The 21,604-nt window shown below is 60.2% G+C and carries 20 protein-coding genes and 1 pseudogene; 14 read left to right on the top strand and 7 right to left on the bottom strand.

The features are described from left to right. Positions 1-8: 8 nt before the first annotated feature. From C0058_RS18665 to C0058_RS18650, 5 genes and pseudogenes are all read left to right on the top strand, one after another. Complete coding sequence (locus C0058_RS18665) at positions 9-1,046, top strand: ABC transporter permease (RefSeq protein WP_003214704.1); 1,038 nt, start codon at positions 9-11, stop codon at positions 1,044-1,046. 402 nt (positions 1,047-1,448) lie between these two features. Further along, complete coding sequence (locus tag C0058_RS18660; RefSeq protein ID WP_003214706.1) at positions 1,449-1,853, top strand: TraR/DksA C4-type zinc finger protein; 405 nt, start codon at positions 1,449-1,451, stop codon at positions 1,851-1,853. A gap of 22 nt (positions 1,854-1,875) precedes the next feature. Continuing rightward, positions 1,876-1,962: pseudogene (locus tag C0058_RS33080) on the top strand (outer membrane lipoprotein carrier protein LolA); the annotation flags it as partial. A gap of 60 nt (positions 1,963-2,022) precedes the next feature. Further along, positions 2,023-3,693 carry a methyl-accepting chemotaxis protein gene (locus C0058_RS18655; protein WP_371318872.1) on the top strand — a complete coding sequence of 557 codons (1,671 nt, stop codon included), beginning with the start codon at positions 2,023-2,025 and terminating at the stop codon, positions 3,691-3,693. 124 nt (positions 3,694-3,817) lie between these two features. Then, entirely contained in the window at positions 3,818-4,021 is a 204-nt protein-coding gene (locus tag C0058_RS18650) for a hypothetical protein (protein ID WP_003214710.1), read from the top strand. A gap of 4 nt (positions 4,022-4,025) precedes the next feature. On the opposite strand, the gene C0058_RS18645 is transcribed toward C0058_RS18650, so the two are convergent. The 3 genes from C0058_RS18645 to C0058_RS18635 all read right to left on the bottom strand — a co-directional run bounded on the left by C0058_RS18645 (position 4,026) and on the right by C0058_RS18635 (position 4,972). Then, the gene (locus C0058_RS18645) at positions 4,026-4,262 is read right to left on the bottom strand and encodes a DUF2789 domain-containing protein (RefSeq protein WP_087694069.1); all 237 of its coding nucleotides are present in this window, start codon (positions 4,260-4,262) and stop codon (positions 4,026-4,028) included. An 83-nt stretch (positions 4,263-4,345) separates the two neighbouring features. Next, positions 4,346-4,576: a hypothetical protein gene (locus C0058_RS18640; protein ID WP_003214713.1), complete on the bottom strand. Its 231-nt coding sequence runs from the start codon at positions 4,574-4,576 to the stop codon at positions 4,346-4,348. Positions 4,577-4,717: 141 nt separating this feature from the next. Beyond that, positions 4,718-4,972, bottom strand: coding sequence for a hypothetical protein (locus C0058_RS18635; RefSeq protein WP_083853233.1), 255 nt, complete (start codon positions 4,970-4,972; stop codon positions 4,718-4,720). Positions 4,973-5,387: 415 nt separating this feature from the next. Here C0058_RS18635 and C0058_RS18630 point away from each other — a divergent pair, with 415 nt between their 5' ends. The 3 genes from C0058_RS18630 (at position 5,388) to C0058_RS18620 (ending at position 7,174) form a co-directional block, all read left to right on the top strand. After that, on the top strand, positions 5,388-5,837 hold the full coding sequence (locus tag C0058_RS18630) for a hypothetical protein (RefSeq protein WP_003214715.1): 450 nt from the start codon (positions 5,388-5,390) through the stop codon (positions 5,835-5,837). Continuing rightward, positions 5,837-6,034, top strand: a complete 198-nt coding sequence (locus C0058_RS18625; RefSeq protein ID WP_008437165.1) for a hypothetical protein — start codon at positions 5,837-5,839, stop codon at positions 6,032-6,034. The genes C0058_RS18630 and C0058_RS18625 overlap by 1 nt, the downstream gene beginning before the upstream one ends. 123 nt (positions 6,035-6,157) lie before the next feature. After that, complete coding sequence (locus C0058_RS18620) at positions 6,158-7,174, top strand: ABC transporter substrate-binding protein (RefSeq protein ID WP_008437166.1); 1,017 nt, start codon at positions 6,158-6,160, stop codon at positions 7,172-7,174. 156 nt (positions 7,175-7,330) lie between these two features. Here C0058_RS18620 and C0058_RS18615 read toward each other — a convergent pair whose 3' ends face one another. Further along, positions 7,331-9,457: a TonB-dependent siderophore receptor gene (locus C0058_RS18615; RefSeq protein WP_102369289.1), complete on the bottom strand. Its 2,127-nt coding sequence runs from the start codon at positions 9,455-9,457 to the stop codon at positions 7,331-7,333. Positions 9,458-9,552: 95 nt separating this feature from the next. Further along, positions 9,553-9,942, bottom strand: a complete 390-nt coding sequence (locus C0058_RS18610; RefSeq protein ID WP_003214719.1) for a DUF2946 domain-containing protein — start codon at positions 9,940-9,942, stop codon at positions 9,553-9,555. 93 nt (positions 9,943-10,035) lie between these two features. Here C0058_RS18610 and C0058_RS18605 point away from each other — a divergent pair, with 93 nt between their 5' ends. Further along, positions 10,036-10,473 (top strand): DUF3995 domain-containing protein, encoded by a 438-nt coding sequence (locus C0058_RS18605; protein ID WP_003214721.1) that lies wholly within the window; start codon positions 10,036-10,038, stop codon positions 10,471-10,473. 88 nt (positions 10,474-10,561) lie between these two features. On the opposite strand, the gene C0058_RS18600 is transcribed toward C0058_RS18605, so the two are convergent. Both C0058_RS18600 and C0058_RS18595 read right to left on the bottom strand, forming a co-directional pair. Next, complete coding sequence (locus C0058_RS18600) at positions 10,562-10,972, bottom strand: hypothetical protein (RefSeq protein WP_102369288.1); 411 nt, start codon at positions 10,970-10,972, stop codon at positions 10,562-10,564. After that, positions 10,969-15,618, bottom strand: a complete 4,650-nt coding sequence (locus C0058_RS18595) for an RHS repeat-associated core domain-containing protein (RefSeq protein ID WP_102369287.1) — start codon at positions 15,616-15,618, stop codon at positions 10,969-10,971. Before C0058_RS18595 ends, C0058_RS18600 begins: the two co-directional genes overlap by 4 nt. A gap of 365 nt (positions 15,619-15,983) precedes the next feature. Between C0058_RS18595 and C0058_RS18590 the strand changes: the two genes are divergently transcribed. The 5 genes from C0058_RS18590 (at position 15,984) to C0058_RS18570 (ending at position 21,513) form a co-directional block, all read left to right on the top strand. Beyond that, on the top strand, positions 15,984-17,387 hold the full coding sequence (locus C0058_RS18590) for an amidase (protein ID WP_102370280.1): 1,404 nt from the start codon (positions 15,984-15,986) through the stop codon (positions 17,385-17,387). Between the two features lie 212 nt (positions 17,388-17,599). Beyond that, positions 17,600-18,358 carry a DeoR/GlpR family DNA-binding transcription regulator gene (locus C0058_RS18585; protein WP_008433061.1) on the top strand — a complete coding sequence of 253 codons (759 nt, stop codon included), beginning with the start codon at positions 17,600-17,602 and terminating at the stop codon, positions 18,356-18,358. Then, complete coding sequence (locus C0058_RS18580; RefSeq protein ID WP_102369286.1) at positions 18,336-19,616, top strand: M20 family metallo-hydrolase; 1,281 nt, start codon at positions 18,336-18,338, stop codon at positions 19,614-19,616. Before C0058_RS18585 ends, C0058_RS18580 begins: the two co-directional genes overlap by 23 nt. Before the next feature lie 8 nt (positions 19,617-19,624). Then, positions 19,625-20,581 carry an aminoglycoside phosphotransferase family protein gene (locus tag C0058_RS18575; RefSeq protein WP_102369285.1) on the top strand — a complete coding sequence of 319 codons (957 nt, stop codon included), beginning with the start codon at positions 19,625-19,627 and terminating at the stop codon, positions 20,579-20,581. Next, on the top strand, positions 20,578-21,513 hold the full coding sequence (locus C0058_RS18570) for a choline kinase family protein (protein WP_102369284.1): 936 nt from the start codon (positions 20,578-20,580) through the stop codon (positions 21,511-21,513). Before C0058_RS18575 ends, C0058_RS18570 begins: the two co-directional genes overlap by 4 nt. The last annotated feature ends 91 nt before the right edge of the window (positions 21,514-21,604 follow it).

Here is a 21,604-nt window from a genome sequence, read left to right as displayed (position 1 = left end):
GAGTGGTTATGAACGCGATACTGGAAAGCAAACCCGAGGAAAAGAAGCCCGCTGCGGCGCCGGTCAAGCACCGTCGACGCATGCCCACCGAGCTGAGCATCCTGCTGGTGCTGATTGGCATCGGCCTGGTGTTTGAGTTGTTCGGCTGGATCGTGCGCGACCAGAGCTTCCTGATGAACTCCCAGCGCCTTGTATTGATGATCCTGCAAGTGTCGATCATCGGCCTGCTGGCGATTGGCGTGACCCAGGTGATCATCACCACCGGTATCGATTTGTCCTCGGGCTCGGTGCTGGCGTTGTCGGCGATGATCGCCGCCAGCCTGGCGCAGACTTCCGACTTTTCCCGTGCGGTGTTTCCGTCATTGACTGACCTGCCGGTGTGGATACCGGTGGCGATGGGCCTGGGCGTGGGGCTGCTGGCGGGGGCGATCAACGGCAGTATCATTGCGGTCACCGGGATTCCACCGTTTATTGCGACCCTCGGCATGATGGTCTCGGCCCGTGGCCTGGCGCGTTACTACACCGAAGGCCAGCCGGTGAGCATGCTCTCGGACTCCTACACGGCCATCGGCCACGGCGCGATGCCGGTGGTGATCTTCCTGGTGGTGGCGGTGATCTTCCATATCGCCCTGCGCTACACCAAGTACGGCAAGTACACCTACGCCATCGGCGGCAACATGCAGGCGGCGCGCACCTCGGGCATCAACGTCAAGCGCCACCTGATCATCGTCTACAGCATCGCCGGCCTGCTGGCAGGCCTGGCCGGTGTAGTGGCGTCGGCACGGGCGGCCACCGGGCAGGCGGGCATGGGCATGTCCTATGAGCTGGACGCGATTGCCGCTGCGGTGATCGGCGGTACCAGCCTGGCGGGCGGGGTAGGGCGCATCACCGGCACCGTGATCGGCGCGTTGATTCTCGGCGTGATGGCCAGCGGGTTTACCTTCGTCGGCGTGGATGCGTACATCCAAGACATCATCAAGGGCCTGATCATCGTGGTGGCGGTGGTGATCGACCAATATCGCAACAAGCGCAAACTCAAGCGCTGACACGGTCCTCAAGGCCGCATCGGTCAAAATGTGGGAGCGGGCTTGCTCGCGAAGACGGTGTATCAGTTAAACATTCAGTGACTGACACACTGCCTTCGCGAGCAAGCCCGCTCCCACATTTAACCGTTTGTCTTCTATATAGCTCCACAACACTGAATTTCTTGCTATAAACGCACTCCGATGACCATTCGCCGAGCCCGTCCTGGTGCCTTTGCGGGTTATCTTGGAAAAAATGCCTGTCATTTCAGTTGCTGAGCCCTCAAGTCGGCCTTAGACTGCCGCCCCTCGTAAATTGAGTGCCGGGTGGCGCTTGAAATGGACGGCGCCTTTCCGAGACCTGCAGAGGTCGGCCGGAACGCTCCCTTATTCGCCTTAATGCACGTATTTTTTATAGAGAAATCAATGACAAAGGAAAAGTTGCTGGCCATGCCGGCGGATGACTACATGAATGCCGAGCAGCACGCTTTTTTCGAGAAGTTGTTGCAGGACATGAAAGTGGAACACCACGAGCGCATCGAGCAGAACCGCATCGCCATTGAAAGCCTGGACACCCCGGCAGACCCGGCCGACGCTGCTTCTGTCGAAGAAGAGCGCACCTGGCTGGTGAACGCCATCGACCGCGACCAGCGCATGCTGCCGCAACTTGAGCAGGCCCTGGGCCGTATCAAGGAAGACTCCTTCGGCTGGTGCGATGACAGCGGCGAGCCTATCGGCCTCAAGCGCCTGCTGATCAGCCCGACCACCAAGTACTGCATCGAAGCGCAAGAGCGCCACGAGCAAATCGACAAGCACCAGCGTCAAGCCTGATGCCCCCCGTGTAGGAGCGAGCTTGCTCGCGAAGGTCGTTCACGATAACGCGGGAAACCTGATACCCAACGGTGCTCTCAGGTTCTTCGCGAGCAAGCTCGCTCCTACATAGATTTCGCCCGTATTACCGCTGTCTATTGATCTGCTGCAAGCCCCCCACTAAAGGCCCATGGATAATGGCCACATAGTGGCGTCTAATGCAGTCACAATAACGACAAGCAGCGGGGTAACGAACATGGCTGGAGACGGATCTCTCATGGGCGCAGCAGTGTCACCACCCGTGGTGGCGCGACAGTTGCCCGGCTGGTTGACGCCGCTCCTGCAAAGTACCGCCCTGGTGCTGTTGCTGTTGGGCCTGGCGTTCGCCCAACTCTCGATTTACCTGTGCCTGCCGGTGGCCCTGCTGCTGATCTGGCTGCCCCGCCTGAAACATCGCACCCACAATGCCGCACCGGCCGAAGCCACCGATGCAATCGGCGAGCTGACCCGCGACCTGTCCTACACCACCAGCCATAACGCACTGTCTGCTGCCGGCGTGGCCTATTCGGTCAAGCAACTGGCGGCCAGGCTGCAATCTCAATTGGGCGCGGCGAAGCAGATCGTCAGCAGTGCCGAAGTGATGATCGGCACCGAGCAGGTCACCTCGCAACTGAGCCGCCAGGCCCTCGGCGCGGCCAGCCAGGCCCATCAGCGCAGTACCGAAGGGCGCGAGGTGCTGGCGCAGTCCATCACCCGCATGCACCAGCTCAGCCAGCGCGCCAACGACAGCCGTCAATTGATCGAGGCCTTGAGCCAGCGCAGCGAAGAAATCCAGCGCGTCACCCTGGTGATCCAGTCGATCGCCAGCCAGACCAACCTGCTGGCCTTGAACGCGGCGATTGAAGCCGCGCGGGCCGGTGAGCATGGTCGCGGGTTTGCGGTGGTCGCCGACGAGGTGCGTGGCCTGGCTGGGCGAACCGCCACGGCGACCGATGAAGTCGGGGTGATGGTGGCGGATATCCAGCAGCGTACCGCCCAGGTGGTGGAGCAGATCCGGCAATTGTCGGCGGATCTGCAATCCGGTGTAGAGCAGGTGGAGCACGCCGGCGAGCAACTGGACAGCATCGCCAGCCTGGCAGCGGATGTCGAAGGCCAGGTCAATGAAATCGCTCAGGGCACCGACACCAACCGCGCCCAACTCGACAGCTTGTTCCATGCGGTGGAGCAGATGCGCAGCGATTTGACCGTCAGCGACCAGCAGACCCAACAGTTGGCCGCCGCCGCCGTACAAATGGAAGGCCAGGCTGAAACCATCAGCGAGCGCCTTGCCGAGGTCGGCCTGGACGACTACCACCAGCGCATCTATGACCTGGCCCGCGAAGGCGCGAGCCGCATCGCCGCGCAGTTTGAAGCCGACGTCCTGCAAAACCGCATCAGCCTCGATGACCTGTTCGACCGCAGCTACACCGCCATTCCCAACACGCGGCCAAGCAAGTACCACACGCGTTTTGACGGCTACACCGACCAGGTGCTGCCGGCCATCCAGGAGGCCCTGCTGCCCCGGCATGAGGGCCTGGTATTCGCCATCGCCTGCACGCCACAGGGTTATGTGCCAACCCACAACAAGGTGTTCTCCCAAGCGCTGACCGGCGATGCCCAAGTGGACGCGGTACAAAATCGTACCAAGCGCAAGTTTGAAGACCGCACGGGAATCCGCTGCGGCAGCCACCAGCAGGCGGTGTTGTTGCAGACCTACACTCGCGATACCGGGGAGTTGATGCACGATCTGTCGGTGCCGATCACGGTCAATGGCCGGCATTGGGGTGGCTTGCGCCTGGGCTACAAACCCGAGGGGCGCTGATTCAGCGGGGGATTGTTGCAGGTTATGCAAGGGAGCTATTCCGGGGATAGCTTTTTCCAACTGGAAGAAAACCGTAGCATGGCAAACATTGTTAGCCAGCTAACTAATTTTCCGGAGGCGCTCCATGCAAACCAAAGTCGACGTGGCTGTGATGATTGGCAGTGGCGTACCGCCCACCCTGCGTGCACTGGGGCAAAAGGCCTGTTGGGTAGTGTTGCTCAATGGCGAGCAGCGCGGCACGGCGTTCGCCAGCCGCGATGAGGCTGAAGAGTGCAGGGCTGCCTGGGAGGCGCTGTTGCACCTGGAGCAGTCAGACAGCCTGCATTGAAGGCTCAGGGTTGCTGGTGCAGGCGCTGGTTCAGCTCATCGACCGCAATTGCCCAGACTGCGTCTTCACGCAGTTCATCTTTAAGAAATTGGGCTTGTTGCGGTGACCAGAAATCCGCGTCAATCAGCTTTACGTCATTGGGCAGGGTGTGTTTGCCGATAAAGGCGTCAATCGCCTCGGGGGACGATTCCAGTCCAAGTTGTTCAAACAGGTCTTCGAGGGTGTAGGTCTGCGCTTCCATATCGTTCTCCATGCGGGCTGATCATCGTATGCATGGGAGGGTTGTTGCGGGACAGAGTTCGATCGGATTGTCGCGCCGGGTAATCAGGAGGTCAGCGCGCCGGAATCAACGGCGGCCTTAAGGGCTTTTGCGGCTTCCTTGGCAGCCGTGTTGGCAGCGTCTACGGTTTTGAACCAGCGGTCCTTTTCTACCTGGTGAGTCGTCACGGTGGTCAGGGGAGCCTTGGCCCGCATCACAATCACGGCCTGGAACTCACCGTCTACTTCCCTGGCTTCGCCATGGATGAAAAATTCGCCAATATCAAATTCCGTCACGTATAGCCTTCCCTTGGAGGTAATTGCGCTGATGAAACCTGAACCGCAAGGGCACAAATCTCAATGGACGGACCAGTATGGCAGTTGTTACGCGCTGGCGGCGCAGTAAAGTCAACCAGATGACGAAACGCCAGCCGCGCCTCAGCCGTGCGGCGCTTGCAGGATGGCTTCCAGCTGTCGGGCCAGTTCGCAGGCCTGGCTATGGCCGCTGCGAAAACCTTTGATCCGCCCACTGGGCACTTCAAGGATATGGAAAAAGTTTCTCCCGGCGGGGACGACCCGATAGAGCGCCGAATGCAGGCAACTGTCGTGGGTGTATAGGGAGTAGAATTGCCCGTCATCGATAAAAGATGAACCTGTGTTCGAAGGTGTGGCAATCGGTTGAGGTCGTTGCATAATCAGCTCCTGTCGATCGACATTGCGTACCCGCTTGCAGTATTTCGAGTGGTTTTGACCCGTGTTGCTGTTTTAGTATTGTCGTCAGTGTCCGGCGTCCGGTTCCATCCAAAGCATTAGTTTCTGTGTTGGATGTCGGAAACTGCATTTTTTAAAGGGTTATTGTCTGAAGTGGGTCGGCCAGTATTCTCTGGTCGTTAAACCTGTGATTTCCTGCAACGCCTGGCGACCTGCGTAAGGTGCGTCGGGCACGCCTGTACTAGTCTCATGGCCTGGCAGCGTGATCTTCTTCAGTTTTTATCAGTGGATTTGTTGTGTGATCGTGCCGTTTCCGGCCGTTTTTTTGTGCTGCCCGCTTGGGCGGACAGCACCCTTTTGATGTGGGGGCGTTTCCTTGGCAGTCAGTAATCTGGATATGCACGCGTTATTCGTGCTGGGTGATTTGCGCGCAAAGTTGGTCAAGCAGTTTCAATCCCGTTTCGTCTACGTCACTGAGCAGACACCTGAAGGTATCTACATCGCCGAGATCGATACCGAAGCGGCATTGGTGGTGGACGACAAGCCGCGCCTGGAACTCAAGGTCGGTGATCATTTCCGGGCCGCTGTATTGCCCAGCCGCGAAGGCGGCAAGTTCGAACTGAAGTTTCGCGATATCAAGTTGACGGTGTATGGCCTGGGCGATTACGCCTTTGTGTCCTCGGCCGAAGGCCAGGGCATTGTGTTCAAGGAAGGCCACAGCGTGATGCTGGTGTTTGCCGCCAATGAGCAATTGGTAGAAGGCCTGACCAAGACCCTGAAGGCCGTCACCGGCAAGGCCGCCAAATGGCGCAAGGGTGAACTCGTGACCTTCAAGGCCAGCGAGTAATGAGCCAGGGTAGGGCGCAGTTCCACGAGCAGCACCTGCTCGATGCCCAAGCCACGGCGGCTCAATTGTTTGCCCGCAAGGCCGAGTTGCAGGGCGCCTGGTTGAGCTGGGTCGCCGGCCAACTGTATGAACTCAAGCCCGCCGAATTCGCCAGCATGGTGCGCCGCGAGTTGCAGCGGCTGAACAATCCTGCGTAAAAACCGGCAACCTGCCATGTTCCCCGGAACCTCTACTACAGTTGAGTTGACTTAAGTATTCAGAGGCTTCGCGGTGTTACAGCAAAGCCATTCGCGATTGCTGTAAGGCATGAGGTGCAAAGCATGAAAGGAATTCGAGCACTGTTGGCAGCCTCACTGACGACCCTGAGTCTGTCGGTGGCGTCGCTGCCGGTATCAGCGGCCCAGGCGCCGATTCATTTTGCCGACCTGAACTGGGAAAGCGGCAGCCTGATCACCGAGGTGCTGCGGGTGATTGTCGAAAAGGGCTATGACTTGCCCACCGACACCTTGCCCGGCACCACCATCACCCTGGAAACCGCCCTGGCGAAAAACGACATCCAGGTGATCGGCGAAGAGTGGGCCGGCCGCAGCCCGGTGTGGGTCAAGGCCGAGGCCGAAGGCAAAGTGGTGGGTCTTGGGGATATCGTCAAGGGCGCCACTGAAGGCTGGTGGGTGCCGGAGTACGTGGTCAAGGGCGACCCGGCCAAAGGCATCAAGCCCCTCGCGCCGGACCTGCGCAGCGTGAAGGATCTGGCGCGCTACAAGGACGTGTTCAAGGACCCGGAAGCACCGAGCAAGGGCCGTTTCCTCAACAGCCCGATTGGCTGGACCTCGGAAGTGGTCAACAAGCAAAAGCTCAAGGCCTATGGGCTTGACGACAGCTATGTGAATTTCCGCAGTGGTTCGGGTGCTGCGCTGGATGCCGAGATTGCTTCCTCGATCCGTCGGGGCAAGCCGGTGCTGTTCTATTACTGGTCGCCTACACCGTTGATGGGGCGCTACAAGCTGATCCAGCTGGAAGAGCCACCATTTGATGCCGAGGCGTGGAAAACGCTGACCGATGCAGACAATCCTGACCCGAAACCTACACGTTCCCTGGCCTCCAAGCTGAGCATCGGAGTGTCCACGCCGTTCCAGAAGGAGCATCCGCAGATCGCCGAGTTCTTTGCCAAGGTCGACTTTCCGATCGAGCCGCTGAACAAGGCGCTGGCCGAAATGAGCGAGAAGCACAGCCAGCCGCGAGAGGTCGCCCAGGCATTTCTCAAGGATCATCCGGAAGTCTGGAAGGCGTGGCTGACTGAGGATGTGGCGCAGAAGGTCGAAGCCAGCCTGAAGTAACACCGATATAACAGCCCGATTGCGATCAAAAATGTGGGAGCGGGCTTGCTCGCGAAAGCGGTTTTTCAGCCAACATTTGTATTGACTGACTCACCGCTTTCGCGAGCAAGCCCGCTCCCACACTGACCTCATTCTTGCCTTGAAACTTGCTGCGCTTTAGAACTTCGTCTGCACCGCCAGCTCAAACGTCCTCGGCGACCCCAGGTAATACGCCGGCGACACATGGGCAAACTCGGCATACACCTCATTGGTCAGGTTGCGCACCCGGCCCGTCACGGAGGTGTGTTGATCCACCTTGTAAGTCAAAAACGTCCCGAACAAGGTATAGGCCGGCACCGTCAGGGTGTTGGCGTTATCGGCGTACACCGACGCCACATACCGCGCATCCACACCTCCCTGCCAATCCTCCGCAAAGTCATAGGTCAGCCACAGATTACCCACCTGCCTGGGCACATTGGTCGGCGTATTGCCCTTGCGCGACACCACGGCACCGCTGGCGGTTTTCTCGTTGAAGTCCTCGTATTCGGCATCGACCCACGCATAGTTGCCCTCCAGCAATAGCTTGGGCGTGACCCGCAACGAACTGGCCAGCTCGATACCCTTGGACGTCTGCGCGCCCACCGGAATGCTATTGGTCGGGTCCAGCGGGTCGGTGACGGCGAAGTCCTTGCGCTCGATCCGGTAGGCGGCCACCGTGGCGGAGCCGCGACCGTCGAGGTAATCGAACTTGCTGCCCACTTCCCATTGCTTGCCGGTGGACACATCGAACACCTGGGTGGTGCTGCTCGGCTGTTCGGCGGCGGTGCTGTATTGCACGTAGACATTGGCTTGCGGGATGAACTGATACGTCAGGCCAATCCGCCCGGTCACCGGCTCCCAACTGCGTTTGACATGCCGCGGATTGCTGGCGGTGATATCCCGGTGGTTGGTGACTTCAAGGTCAATCGCGTCGTAGCGCAGGCCGGTGAGCAACGACAGCTTGTCGGTCAGGCCCAGGCGGTTCTCGAGGAACAATGCCTTGGTGGTGACGGCGTTGGTCTTGTCCGGATCGAAACCGGGCTTGGTGCCCGGGATGTCATAGAAATGCCCGGGATCATAGTTGTTCGGATCCACCGTACTGTTGCCTGCCACATTCAACGGATTGTTGGTGGTGCTGTTGACCCTGTACTCGAAGCCGCCCGACCACGTGGTGCTCAAGCCGAAGAACGTGTCGTCATGGCGCAGCTCGAACTGGTTGCCGTTCTGCTCACCCTGGTGCCGTACCTGATAGGCCGTCGAGCGATTCACTGCGCTGTTATCAGCGTTGTACTGGTAGGTTTCCAGGTTGCGATAGTCGCGCTGGCTGTCGAGGTGATAGAGGGTATTTTTCAGCGTGGTGCTGTCATTGATCCGGTAGTCGATGATCGAGCGCACCCAGATCGTGCGTTGCTCATAACGACCGTCGGCCACGTTGTAGTTGTTGAAGCGGTTGTGTTTGTCGATCTTCAACTCGCCCGACTTCGGGTTGAGCACCGGTGTGCCCCAGTAGGGGCTGTCCTCGTGTTCGTCCTGATATTCCAGGGCCAGGGTGTGGGACAGGTTCGGGGTGAAATCACTCAGCAGGGAAAACGCCACGCTCCAGGCATCGCGCTGTTGGCGATCGATATAGGTGTGGTTGGTGTTGCGGCTTACGTCCAGGCGCGCGTAATGCTGGACCTCGGCGCCCGGCTCGGTCAGGGCGTGGTTCAGGCCGAAGGCCATTCCGGCGGTGTCGTAGCTGCCATAGGTGAGTTGACCTTCGGCGGCCTGTTCCTCACGGGTGGCCAGCTTGGTCACGTAGTTCAGCGAACCACCGACGGAGCCGGCGCCGTTGATCAGCGAGGAGGGCCCGCCCACCAGTTCGACCCGGTCATAAATCCACGCATCCACGGGGCGAGCCAGGCCGCCGGACACCGCGACGCCATTGAACATCTGGGTAATCTGGCTGCTGGTAAACCCTCGATAGGAAATGAAACCGCCAAACCCCGGCGGCGCGCTGGCGTTGACCCCGGGCAGGGTATTGGCCGCGTCCTGGAAGGTCTTGGCGCCTCGGCGCTCGATGTCATTGCGGTTGGCAATGCTGATGGACGCCGGGGTTTCCCGCACGCTCAGCCCCAGGCGCGAGGCCATGCCACTGGACTGATCCAGGGCCAGGCCGGCATCACCGGTTTGCTCGCCATCAATGGTGGTCGGTGCCAGCTCAATCGCCCAGGTGCTGACAGGCAGGCAGCCAAACAGGCCCGCCAAAAGGGGTAAATGTTTCATGGTTGAATCCTGAAAAACTTGGCTTGAAAACAACCCAGTGCCGTCCGCACTCCCGGGGGAGGCAGCCGCGTGGGCCAATCAGAAAAGTGCAGGTATCAGGCGAAGGCGGGCGGGGCGCGCGGATTAGCCGCAGGCCAGGTGAAGCGGGCAGGGATGTCGGCACTGGCAACGATGGCGGGCGGCGGCGCATGGGGTTGCGGAAGCACCGCCACGTTGAGGCTGGAGTTGAGTGCCGGGCCCATGCCGCCGGTGGAGCACAGCGGGCAACCGAAGGCTTTCGAGAGCGTGGGCAGGGATTCATCGGTGGACTTGTAAGGCGCCGGCGCCTGGGTGCGCGGGTCCACCGTACAGAACTGGCCGCCGATGCCGTTGAGCTGCATCCCGACCATTTGCCCGTGGCCGATGCTGCAGGCGAACACATTGAACAGGACGCAGCAGTAGAGCATCCAGGCAATGAGCGAGCGGTCGGTACGGGCGAGTTTCATGGGGCGGCACTTTACCATCAGCCGCCGACGAATTGCCTGCAAAAAATCTCAAGAGGGCTATCCTCTCTCGGACTTTTCCAAGGATATCCAGCCATGAGCTTTTTAGTCGCGCGATGGATCGTCGGGGTTTTTGGCTTTATCAGCCTGGTGCATTTGTACTGGGCGGCCGGCGGCAAATTGGGTGTGACGGCGGCTATTCCGCAGCTGCCGGGTGAATTCGCCAGCGGGCCGCGACCGGCGTTCAAGCCGTCGGCACTGGGAACGTTGCTGGTGGGTGTGGGGTTGGTGGCGATTGCGGTGTTGGTGTGTTTGCGGGCCGGGCTGTATTTCGAGCCGGTGTCCAACCATGCGTTGCAGTGGGGGATTAGTGCAGTAGCACTGGTGATGTTTGCCCGGGCGATTGGGGATTCAGAGCTGGTGGGTTTTTTCAAGAAGGTCGGCGGGTCGCGGTTTGCGCGGCTGGATACATTTTTTTACTCGCCGCTGTGTTTGGTGTTGGGGGCGGGGTTGTTGGTGGTGGCGTGGAGTTGAGGGGGAGTGTTTACCGCGAAAGAGTGAGTTTTACGCTGGGTAAACTCGAATGTTCGCCTGGCGACAGCTGGTCAGGGGGTGAGCAGGGTCAAGGATTCAGGAAGTATAGGTTGGACATGGAGTCAGTGATTTTTTGTGCTTTTCCTTGCGCTACATAATTATTGAATTCTAGTTTGAGAGTGTTCTGGTTGGTGTACTTTTTGTACCGGTGTGGTACTTCGCATGCGTAAATGTAAAGCCGCCACGGGTCGAAGCCGTCCACTCTTTCGTCTGGGCCATAGTCGAAATCGATACATACTCCGGAAAAATCGACTCTGCAGCCAATTCCGTGTAGTTCGTAGGAGATGTTGTCAGTGATCCTCCCGCGTTGCGGGATTTCTTTGCTGCGCCATAGCTGGAGTATGTTTTTTGTTCCGAATGTGCGCTCAAGTAAATCAGTCGCTCTTTTCACCTGATATAGATATTCGTGGATCAAATTCTCCAGGTTGTTCTTTTTCATCGTCTCGGCCTTTCTAACCTATCAAGTCCAACAGCATTCGAAGCGTTTATTACGTCATCTTTACTTTTGAGCGTTCCCTTATGGCTATTTAGGTTCTCTATCAATTTTATGGTGACTGGCGTATTTGTCCGTCTTGCCGCTGAGGCTCGGTGGTGCCCGTCGATAATATAGCGCTGCCCGTTCACCTCGACCACGTCGATAGGCTCATTTGTGTCGTAACCCTTGCTCCGCATGCTGAGGGAGATTTCGTCGACTCGCTTGGTTGATCTTTTCCCCTCGATACTATGCGTTCGATTCAAGCTTTCCGCATCAACTCCTCTAATAACTGGCGCCGAAGGTACACCTTCATCGGCTTTTACTTTTCTAGCAGGATCGTTATCAACGGCTTTCGGCTTACATCCATCGCCACCCGGGCAGGTGTTCAATCCAAGCGGGTCAACCCATCCCGTCGGGTTGGGCACATATTGGTAGCCGTTCAGCCCACCCGGCAGCTTCACGGGGTCGGGCGTCAGATAACGACCAATATCCGGATTATAGTAGCGATGTCGGTTGTAGTGCAGCCCGCTTTCCGGGTCGAAGTATTGGCCCTGGAAGCGCAGCGGGTTGGTAACGGTGTTGACGTCCAGCTTCGCGATTTGGCCGTAGGCGCGGTAGTGCGCTGACCACACTATTTCGCCATCGGATGCGGTGAGTTCTTGCGGGGTACCGAGGTGGTCGAGTTGGTAGTGGAAGGGCTTTACGTCTTCCGGGCCGTAGCCTTTCAGCAGTGCTAACGGGCGGAAGCTGTTGGGTTCGTAGATATAGCTTTGGTGGTTATCAGTGCTGTGTTCGGCGATTAATGTTTCGCCTTGCCAGAAGAACTCGGTGGTCTGACCGTTGAGGGTTTTGGCGATACGCCGTCCAAACGGGTCGTAGCGATATGTGGCTTCGGTGCCGTCCGGCTGGGTGACGCTGATCAGTCGGTGCTGGCGGTCGTAGCGGTATTCAGTGACCAGTTGCTGAGCCCGACCCCGGCGTTCGCGCAGGAGGTTGCCGAAGGCGTCGTAGTCGTAATGACGGTCGCCTTGCATCAACAGGCGGTTGCCTTTGACGACGCTCGGACCGACGCGGTCTTGCATCAGCAGGTTGCCCGCCGGGTCGTGGACGAAGCGTTCCTGCAGATCGTGCGAGTGGTTGGCGCGGGTCAGGCGGTCGAGTGGGTCGTAGTGGTAGTCGTGCTGACCTTTTCGAGTGTCGAGGATGCGGGTGAGGTTGCCGCGTTTGTCGTAGTTGTATTGGCGGCGCTGGTAGCGTTGTTCCTGTTGGGTGATCGCGTGGGCGTGCAGGCGGCCCTGGTCGTCATAGTGGTAGTGGCTGAGGAGTTGGCCCTGCTGGCGTTGGTGTTCGCGGCCGGATTTGAACAGGTGCGAGGTGAGCAGGTTACCGTTGAGTTCGACGGTGGCGAGGTCGCCGCCTTTGTCGTGGTGAAAGGTGAGGCGGTTGTTATCCGGAAGGCGTAGTTTTTCGAGTTGGCCGCATTCGTCGTATCCATAGCGCAACGTGCCCCAGCCCTGGTGTTCGGCGGTGAGGCGGTTTTGCAGGTCGTATTCGTAATGCAGCGGCCAGTGGCCGTCGTCGACGCTGAGGAGATTGCCGAGGCGGTCGTAGGTGTAATCGACAATGCTGCCGTCAGGCAGGGTTTTTCTTACGAGGCGACCGGCAGCATCGCGCGCATAACCGGTAACCAACTGACTGCCGTCATCGCCGTATTCGGTCTTTTCCAGCAGATGCCCGGCGAGGTCGTAGGCATAGGCGGTGCGGCGCCCATCAAATCCGGTTTCCTGCTGGATCAGGCCGTTGGCGTGATAGTCGAGCCGATAGGTTTCGCCGACCTCGTTTTCAATCTCGGTCAGTAACAGCCGAACATTGTCATAACGGTATTTAAGCTGCGTGCCGTCCGGATTAATCCGGCGGCTGATCAGGTGCAGACCATCGGCGTATTCGTAGCGGGTGACGCGGCCCAACTCGTCGCGCTCAGCAGTGATTTTTCCGTACGGGTTGTAGCTGAATTCGCGTGTGGCCCCGTCAGGCTGAATCACTTTCAGCAAACGACCTACGGCGTCCCACTGATACTGGGTCAGCGCACCATGCTCATCCTCGCAAGCCACCTGCCGCCCCAGCTCGTCATAGCGATAACGCCGCACACCGCCATTCGCCAGTTTTTCTTCAATGAGCTGGCCGCGTTCGTTCCAGATAAAGCGTTGGCTGCTGTTATCCGGATACCAAACACCCGTGAGCTTTCCGTGTTGGGTGTAGGTGTATTCGGTGTAATTGCCATCCGGATCAGTCTTGCGAGTGATATCGCCTTGATCGTTACGCTGGTATTTCCACACCGCGTCACCACGGCGCACAACCCGTACGAACCCGTTGTCATGCTCGTAGGACGTCGGCGTATCGTCCCCGGGAAACAGCGCAATCAACCGACCGGCTTCGTCGTACTGATAGGCCGTCACCGCTCCCAGCGGATTCTGCTCGACCGTCAGCCGGCCTTTTTCGTCGTAGGATTTGAAGTGCTGCGCGCCGTCCGGATCGATCCGCTGCACCAGCCGTGCGCGCTGGTCGTGTACGTAGACTTCCTGGCTGCCATCGGCGTTGTGCACGGTGACCGTGCCGTTGTCGTCCCACACATACCGCGTGTCCATCTGCGAAAAACTGGCCCAGTGCCGGACGCACCTTGCCGCCTTGCCGGACCGTTCCCACTCCCAGAAGAAACTCGCCCCACCGGCCAGTTCCCGCTCCAGGATCACCTGCTGATCGTCGTACCGATAACGCTCGCTTTCGCCGACAGCGTTGGTCGCTTCAATCAATCGCCAAGCGTCGTCATACCTGTAGGCAACAACGTTCTGTTCGGTGACCCAGCCGAGTTCCCGGTGCACCTGATAGTCGATTGCAACGATATGGCCGCGCTCATACCGCAGCAGCAATGCCTGACCAACATGGTTATCGATCCGCTGAATCCGCCCGGAATAATCGCGGGCAATGCGCAGCCGGTTGTCGTAAGCGTCGCTGATCGCCGTCAGCACACCGTCACGGAAGTGGTAGAAAAGCGACGCCTGGGCCAGCACCAGTTCATCGGGCAACGAGCCCAGATAAATCGCCGCTTCCGCCAGGCTATTGGTGATCGCCGGCCGTGCAGCAGAGGGCAGGGGAAACGTGGTGCTGCGGTTCTCGTGATCGGTCCACACCACCGATTCGCCGCTCACCACCAAGCGCTGCGCCAGCGCATGACTCCAGCCAAACCCCAACCCGCAATCCACTTCCACGGCACTGCTGCGATACAACCGCGTCCAGGCAAATGGCAGGACACCCTCCAACGAGCCGTCTGTGAGGGTCAGCAGTTCCTCACCAGTAACCATCGAAACCGGGCAGCCATTGGTATAGGTATTCGCCGAACAGACCGAAGCATCCCCATTGGGGTTTTTCGCCGAAGCCGGGGCATCATCCACATGTTCTTGCTTCACCAGCGCCGTGCGCGCTGCTTTAGGCTTTCGGACCAGCGCTGCCGGATTCGAAACCTCGTTTACACCGGCCTTCAACGGCACGGCCGCTGCCTTGATCGACACTGGATCATTTTTAAGCGACACCGGCTTAAGCACACTGGGGTGCCAGTCCAGCCGTGGTGCCTCGCCCAACTTGGCCATCTGCTCGAGTAACACCCGTGCCCGGCCGGACCTGACCTTGCCCAGCACCTGCGGGCCCAAACGCACCGCCACACCCATGCCGCCGGTGGCCAACAGCAACAGCAGGTTGAGCAGTACCTCGGAAGTCATTTCCCCCAGCAGCTCGTTCATCTCCGGCGGCGGAAGCAATTGCGCCCAACTGACCATCGCCGACAAATAGATGAACAACAGCGGTTCATCGCTCAGCACCAGAAGACCGTTGGCAATGGCCTCATTGCTGAGCTTCAACAGCTCTTCAAGCTCGCCTTGGGAGAGGTACTGCAGCAACTTTTCGCTATTGGGTTTGATGTCCGCCAGCCAGTCGTACAGGTTTGGAATACCGTCCCAAAGGCTGTACAGCGTGTTCGTAATCCCTCGCACAAACGCGACGTCCATCAACTTGCGACGGTCGAGGGCGCTGGCGTTTGAGTACTGTTTCCACTGCTCTTCGAAGGTGCTCGTCCATTCACTGCGCAAGCTGCTTTCCAGTGAGCTGATCACCGACTGATAGGAGGCGTAGAGCGCCTTGACGTGATCCTTGGAAACATCGGGGTAGAAGCTGACCTGATACTGCTGGTCGCGCGTGCAGTCGGTGATTTCGAGGATGCCGCTGGGGCCGATGGTTTTATGAATGGGGGGACCGATCAGGCTGCCGTCCTCGGCGATGGCCTGGAGCATGACCGGCGTGTTGCCGATCGGCACAAACCGCTTGCTCTCAAACATATGCACCAGGGTCAGCGCACCATTGGGTTTGCACATTGCAACGGTGGTACTGGGGGCTTTAGAGGAAACAGGCGCGACCAGCGCGACCTCATCCCCAACCTTGAACACCTGCTCGACTTCCAGCGACGAAAAGCTCCAGAAGCTCTCAGCCCAATCGTCAAACGAGTTAAGGCACTCCCTGAAATTACGAAAGACCGCTTCAACGTCCTTCGTCTCCACATCCATGGGAGCCAGGGCCAACCTGCCTAGGGCGGGATTCAAGAGGCAGCCCCATCGGGCAGGGCATTAATCGAAAAAAACATCGGCGTTCCCTCGCGCTGTGTGATCAGGCGAGGGACTTTGCAGAGGTTTGTAAGAGAAAGAAGTCAGAGCTATCCACTGCTACTGATAGGAGGTTTCGCCAAATCCTCGGCTAAACCGGCCCGTTTTCGTAAGCCAAATCTCCGACAAAAATAAATCCCACAAAACCCACATACGCAACAAATCCAACTTGACAGCTTCCATTCCCTTGGCGTCTATTGACGTACCCGCTGGATCATTTCGCAGATGTCCCAGGATGCTCAATGAAGACTGATACCTCACTGACCCACATGCCCAGCGTCCTGCACGCAGCCGAAAGCATCCGCCAAGGCACACTGACCCCTGTGCAACTGGTCGAGCAAAGCCTCGAAGCCATCAAAACCCACAATCCCACACTGAATGCCTTCGGCGACGTCTACACCGAATCCGCGCGGGAGCAGGCTGAAATCCTGACCGCAGAAGCGCAGGCCAACCAATTTCGTGGCCCGCTCCACGGCATCCCCTTCGGCATCAAAGACCTGTTCTCCACCGCCAATCTGCGCACCACCCGCGGTTCGCTGACCGGCCTGGACAACGTCCCCACCCAGGACGCCCCGATCATCCGCCGCCTCAAGGAGGCCGGCGCGATCATCCTCGGCAAGACCGCCACCACCGAATTCGGCTGGACCGGCGCCAGCACCTCCCGGGTTTTCGGCAATGGCCGCAACCCCTGGAACCCCCAGCTCACCAGCGGAGGATCCAGTTCCGGCTCGGCCATTGCGGTGGCAGCACGCATGGTCCCGGCCACGCTGGGTTCCGACGGCGGCGGTTCGGTGCGCATTCCCGGCGCCTTTTGCGGTGCATTCGCTCTTAAAGGCTCTCTGGGGCGCATCCCCACCTGGCCCTGGTCCGCCACTGAAATGCTCAGCCACGCCGGCCCGATCACCCGTACCGTGCGCGACAGCGCGTTGCTCTTCGATATCCTCTCCGGGCCCGATCCGCTGGATCACCAGGCCTTGCCCGCGCCCACCGAGTCCTACCTGGCGCGCTGCGACCAACCGCTGGGCCCCGTGCGTGTGGCGTATTGCCCGACCTTGTTCGATACGCCGGTGGACCCGGTCATCGCCGCCACCGTCGAAGCGGCGGTGCATTACCTTGCGGATGAGCTGCCGGTCACCGTCACCACCCTGAACCTGGACTGGCAAGACCCGCTGGCCACCTTCGAAACCCTGTGGGTCGGCGGGCGCGGGATCGCCTATGGCAAATCCCTGGCCGATCGCCTCGACCAACTGGACCCGGGTTTCGCTGCGCTGATCAAGCGCTCCGCCGATTACGATCTGGCGGCCTACCTCAAGGCTGTGCAGCAACGTGCACTGTTCGCCAATCAGGTACACGCGCTGTTTAATGACTACGACGTACTGCTGATGCCGACGATGCCGATCCTGCCGTTCGCCGCCGACCGGGTTGCCCCCGACGGCTGGCCGGGCGAGGAGGGCGCGGTGCCCTGGGCGCGCTGGACGCCGTTTACCTATCCGTTCAATATCACCGGCAACCCCGCTGCCAGCCTGCCCTGCGGCTTCAGCCCGAGCGGTTTGCCGATTGGCCTGCAGGTGATCGGCCCACGTTTTGCCGACGCCCAGGTGCTGCAATTCTGCGCGGCCGTCGAAGCCATCGCCCCCTGGGATCAGCACCTCCCCCCGATGCTGATGCCCTGATTGATTGAACCCGGAGTGGGCTCAAAAGAAGCCCGCCCGTGATAAACGCTTTGTGTTGTCCTGCCCTTTCACACCCTGATGAGTGAGAGGTACCCGTGACCCTGTCCATGGCTGTATTACGTTCTATGCTCCCCGCTGGACCGGCTCGCGCCGCGTTTCGCCGTGGGGCGCGCAATACCGGCCGCCTGAACCTGCCCTGGAATACCTCTTTTATGCTCAACCAGCCACGTCTCGACGAAATCATGCTCCTGCTCACCCAACACCAGCGCGTCAAGGCGTCGGACCTGGCGCAGGCGCTGTTCGTCTCCGAAGAAACCATCCGCCGCGACTTCAAGTACCTGGAAGAAGCCGGCAAGCTGCGGCGCATCCACGGCGGCGCGATCCTGCCGCGGCTCAACGAAGAACAGCCGCTGCAGGTGCGCAGCCGCATCAAGCCCCAGGCCAAGACGCGTATCGCGGTGTGTGCAGCGAAGCTGGTGAGCGAAGGCATGGTGCTGTTCCTCGACACCGGCACCTCGACCCTGGCCCTGGCCCAGCAACTGACCGCGTTCAGCCAGTTGCGCATCATCACCAACTCCCTGGACATCGCCCGCCTGATCACCGAGCAAAGCGCCAACCAGGTGCTGGTGGTGCCCGGCGATGTGCGCCGCAACGACAACGCGCTGATTGGCGCCCACACCCTGGAATTCGTCCGACAGTTCCACTACGACATTGCCTTCATGGGCATCGGCGCTGTCGACCTGGAGCTGGGGTTCATGGACTACCAGGAGCCCGAGGCGCTGCTGCGCCGGGAACTGACCAAACACAGCCTGCGCAGCGTGATCCTGGCCGATGACGCCAAGTTCGGCCACCGCACCTTTATCAATACGCTGCCGTTCAGCGCCATCACGACCCTGGTCACCAATCGTGCGCCGTCCAACGACTTTGCGACCCGCCTGGAGCAAGCCCATGTCGATATCCTTTACCCCTGAGTTGCTGGTGCCCAGTGAACAGGACCTTGAAACCTTCGAGGCGCTGTTCCGCGACACCTCGGTCATCGGCGCGACCAAGGCCGGTGGGCTGCATCGCCTCGCCGCCTCGGCTGAAGACGGCGCCGTGCGCGACCTGTTCGCGGCCTGGCTGACTGAACGCGGTTTTGACGTGCGTGTGGATGCAGTGGGTAACATGTTCGGTTTGATCACCTTTAATCCAGAAGCGCCCTACGTGCTGTGTGGCTCGCATCTCGACAGCCAGCCGAGTGCCGGGCGTTTCGATGGGGTCTATGGCGTGCTGGCCGGCGCAGTCGCGGTGGCCAGCCTGGCTCGCCAACTGCGCGAGCGCGGCGAAACGCCGGCGTGCAACCTGGCGGTGGTGAACTGGACCAACGAGGAGGGCGCGCGTTTCCAGCCCAGCCTGATCGGCAGCAGCGTGTTCACCGGTGACTTGGCCCTGCAGGACGCCTGGGCCTGCCGCGATGGCGATGGCATCAGCCTCAAGCATGCGCTGCAGCAGATTGGTTATCTGGGGGAGGGCCGCGTCGAGCTGGACGTCGCCGGTTATGTGGAAATCCACGTCGAACAAGGTGATGGCCTTGAGCGCGACGGGCTGGCCATCGGTGTGGTGCGCGACACCTGGGCCGCCCTCAAGCAACGGATTCGGTTCATCGGTGAACAGAACCACACCGGCCCTACGCCCATGGCCGCGCGCAAGGACGCCTTGCTGGCCGCCGCCCACGCGATCACTGCGGTGCGGGCGGAGGCCGACCTGCACGGCGTGCTGCTGCACAGCTCGGTGGGGCGCCTGGAGATCTATCCCAATTCCCCCAACGTGGTGCCTTCCAGCGTGACGTTGCATGTCGAGTACCGCTCGCCCGACACCGAATTACTGGCCGCAGCCGGTGCGCGCCTGGACGCCAGCCTCAAGGCCACCGCCAGCGCCACGTCGACTGACTACAGCATCGAAAGCCGCGCCCTGCGTGAGCCGAGCCACCTGCATCACGGTTTTGCCGAGCTGGCCTACGGGGTCGGCCAGCAACTGCGCTTGCCCATCGGCAATAGCGTCACCGTGTCAGGCCACGACGCCATCAGCCTGAGCCGGCATTACCCGGTGTGCCTGCTGTTTATCCCGAGCAGCAATGGCGTGTCCCACAACGAAGCGGAATTCACCAGCGAACAGGACATGCGCAACGGCCTGCACATGCTGACCGCGTTGCTGCACCGCGCCTGTTCCACCCCCAACGCCTACCGCTGAGGTCTGCCATGTCGAGTCGTTTGCAAGCAAAGTCACGGCTGCTGGGCGCCCTGGAGGCCGCCGGCTTGTCCGCCCATGTGGTGGTCGAAGAGGGCACCGCCGGGATTGCCTCGCCGGTACGCCTGGCCACCGAGTGGGCCGGTTTTACCGTCAGCGCACCGTGGGGCCAGTGTTACGCCAAAGTCTTGCATGACGACATGCGCGCGCTGATCGACATTGAACGCACTGCCCGCGCCACCCAACTGGCAGCTGATTGCGACGTGACGCCGGGTGTGCGCCTGGTGGATGCCACGGCCGGCGTGTTGCTGCTGGATGCGTTGCCCACCAGCGAGTGGCGTTGGGCCCGCCTCGACGAATTGATGCAGCCCCGGCGCCTGCAAGCGCTCTGGGCCCTGAAGAAACAATTGCACCAAGGCACCTCGCCGGGCTTCGCCCGCTCGCCGCTGCAAGACATCCAGCACCTGCGCGAATTATGCGTGCGCTACAGCGTGGCCTTGCCCATCGACCACGCCTGGATCAGCACCTGCATTGACCTGGCCTGGACCTCGCTGCAACTGAACGCCAGCGACTCGGTGCCGCTGCACGGCGACGGCGTAGCGAGCAACGTGATGATCGGCCCGGACGGCGCCCTGCAACTGATCGACTTCGATTACGCCGGCAGTGGTGATCCCTGGTACGACGTGGCGATCAGCCTTAACGAGTTGTACGTCTTCGAAAACGACTGGCGCGAAGGCATCCATGCCTGGGCCGGCGAGTGCCGTGAAAGCGACTATGCGCGCTGCCGCTTGTACGCCTTGGTCAACGATTGGTACTGGACGCTCTGGGGCCTGTGGGTCGGCGCTACCTCGGCGCGGCCGCTGGAGTTTTCCAAGGTCGGGCAGTGGACGCTGTTGCGCTGCCGCCAAAGTCTGCAAGACCCGCGGTTTGAAGGTTGGCTACGTCAGGTACAGGAGGGGCAGGCATGAAAGCGTTAGGTGAGGCGTGTACGCCACAAGAGTGTCAGCTGGAAGCGGCGGTGCGCGGGGTTGCCAGTTGGGGCGGCACCGGCATTCGTTATGAACCGGTCAGCGGCGGGATTTCCAACACCAACTGGCGGGTGGAAGTGGCCGGGATCGACACTGCGTATTTCTTCAAGGTGCCGGGCGTGGGCACCGAGATGTTCATTGACCGCCGCACGGCCCACGACGCCAGCCTCAAGGCGGCGCAAACCGGCTATGGCGCGCCGGTGTTCGCATTCCTTGAAGAGTTCGGCGTGGAAGTCTTCGAGTTCATGGAGGGCTGGCGCGCCTCCTCCAACCACGACTTCCTCGACCGCGACGTGCGCCACAACGCGCTGCACGCCCTCAAGGCGTTCAACGACCAGCCGCCACTGGTGCAGACCAAGACCGTGTTCGACATGATTGCCGAGCACCAGCGGCAGGTGGAGCAGCTCAACGGCTGCAAGCCCGCCGACGACGCCTGGCTGCGCCGCCAATGCGACCGCGCCCGGGGCGTGCTGCAAGCTTCCGGCATCGACCTGGCTCCCTGCATGAATGACACCCTGGCGGGTAATTTCATGCTCAACGACCGTCGGCAAATTCGTCTGGTGGACTTCGAATACGCCTCCAACAACGACCGGCATTACGAACTGGCGCTGTGGTTCGGCGAGATGTTTTTCACTGATGAAATGGAACTGGCCCTGATCGAGGATTACTTCGGCCAGGTCACCCCGCAGAACCTCGCGCGCATCAAGTTGCACAAGGCCCTGGCGGACATCAAATGGTCGACCTGGGCGATGGTGCAGCACGCGGTGTCGCAGCTGGATTTCGACTTCTACAAATACGGCACCTGGAAGCACATGCGTGCCCGCAGCAGCATCAACGATTCGCAATGGGAAACCTGGCTAAGACAGGCTTGAGCCTGCGCCAGACAACAATAATGCATTGAATGAAGTCACTTGGGCGCTGATTGGTGCCTGCGTTTTCACTGCTTGATTTTTGTTTGATCAC

It is taken from the genome of Pseudomonas sp. NC02, assembly GCF_002874965.1.
Taxonomy (GTDB): Bacteria; Pseudomonadota; Gammaproteobacteria; order Pseudomonadales; family Pseudomonadaceae; genus Aquipseudomonas.
Note: the sequence above shows the minus strand (reverse complement) of the source record. Positions and strands in the feature narration are given on the sequence as shown.

Coding starts and splice junctions, on each gene's coding strand:
- C0058_RS18620 (WP_008437166.1), top strand. CDS start 6,158: ATGAAAGGAATTCGAGCACTGTTGGCAGCCTCACTGACGACCCTGAGT.
- C0058_RS18650 (WP_003214710.1), top strand. CDS start 3,818: ATGCAAACCAAAGTCGACGTGGCTGTGATGATTGGCAGTGGCGTACCG.
- C0058_RS18660 (WP_003214706.1), top strand. CDS start 1,449: ATGACAAAGGAAAAGTTGCTGGCCATGCCGGCGGATGACTACATGAAT.
- C0058_RS18645 (WP_087694069.1), bottom strand. CDS start 4,262: ATGGAAGCGCAGACCTACACCCTCGAAGACCTGTTTGAACAACTTGGA.
- C0058_RS18630 (WP_003214715.1), top strand. CDS start 5,388: ATGCACGCGTTATTCGTGCTGGGTGATTTGCGCGCAAAGTTGGTCAAG.
- C0058_RS18590 (WP_102370280.1), top strand. CDS start 15,984: ATGCCCAGCGTCCTGCACGCAGCCGAAAGCATCCGCCAAGGCACACTG.
- C0058_RS18625 (WP_008437165.1), top strand. CDS start 5,837: ATGAGCCAGGGTAGGGCGCAGTTCCACGAGCAGCACCTGCTCGATGCC.
- C0058_RS18635 (WP_083853233.1), bottom strand. CDS start 4,972: ATGCAACGACCTCAACCGATTGCCACACCTTCGAACACAGGTTCATCT.
- C0058_RS18605 (WP_003214721.1), top strand. CDS start 10,036: ATGAGCTTTTTAGTCGCGCGATGGATCGTCGGGGTTTTTGGCTTTATC.
- C0058_RS18655 (WP_371318872.1), top strand. CDS start 2,023: ATGGATAATGGCCACATAGTGGCGTCTAATGCAGTCACAATAACGACA.
- C0058_RS18595 (WP_102369287.1), bottom strand. CDS start 15,618: ATGGATGTGGAGACGAAGGACGTTGAAGCGGTCTTTCGTAATTTCAGG.
- C0058_RS18575 (WP_102369285.1), top strand. CDS start 19,625: ATGTCGAGTCGTTTGCAAGCAAAGTCACGGCTGCTGGGCGCCCTGGAG.
- C0058_RS18615 (WP_102369289.1), bottom strand. CDS start 9,457: ATGAAACATTTACCCCTTTTGGCGGGCCTGTTTGGCTGCCTGCCTGTC.
- C0058_RS18610 (WP_003214719.1), bottom strand. CDS start 9,942: ATGAAACTCGCCCGTACCGACCGCTCGCTCATTGCCTGGATGCTCTAC.
- C0058_RS18600 (WP_102369288.1), bottom strand. CDS start 10,972: ATGAAAAAGAACAACCTGGAGAATTTGATCCACGAATATCTATATCAG.
- C0058_RS18585 (WP_008433061.1), top strand. CDS start 17,600: ATGCTCAACCAGCCACGTCTCGACGAAATCATGCTCCTGCTCACCCAA.
- C0058_RS18580 (WP_102369286.1), top strand. CDS start 18,336: ATGTCGATATCCTTTACCCCTGAGTTGCTGGTGCCCAGTGAACAGGAC.
- C0058_RS18570 (WP_102369284.1), top strand. CDS start 20,578: ATGAAAGCGTTAGGTGAGGCGTGTACGCCACAAGAGTGTCAGCTGGAA.
- C0058_RS18665 (WP_003214704.1), top strand. CDS start 9: ATGAACGCGATACTGGAAAGCAAACCCGAGGAAAAGAAGCCCGCTGCG.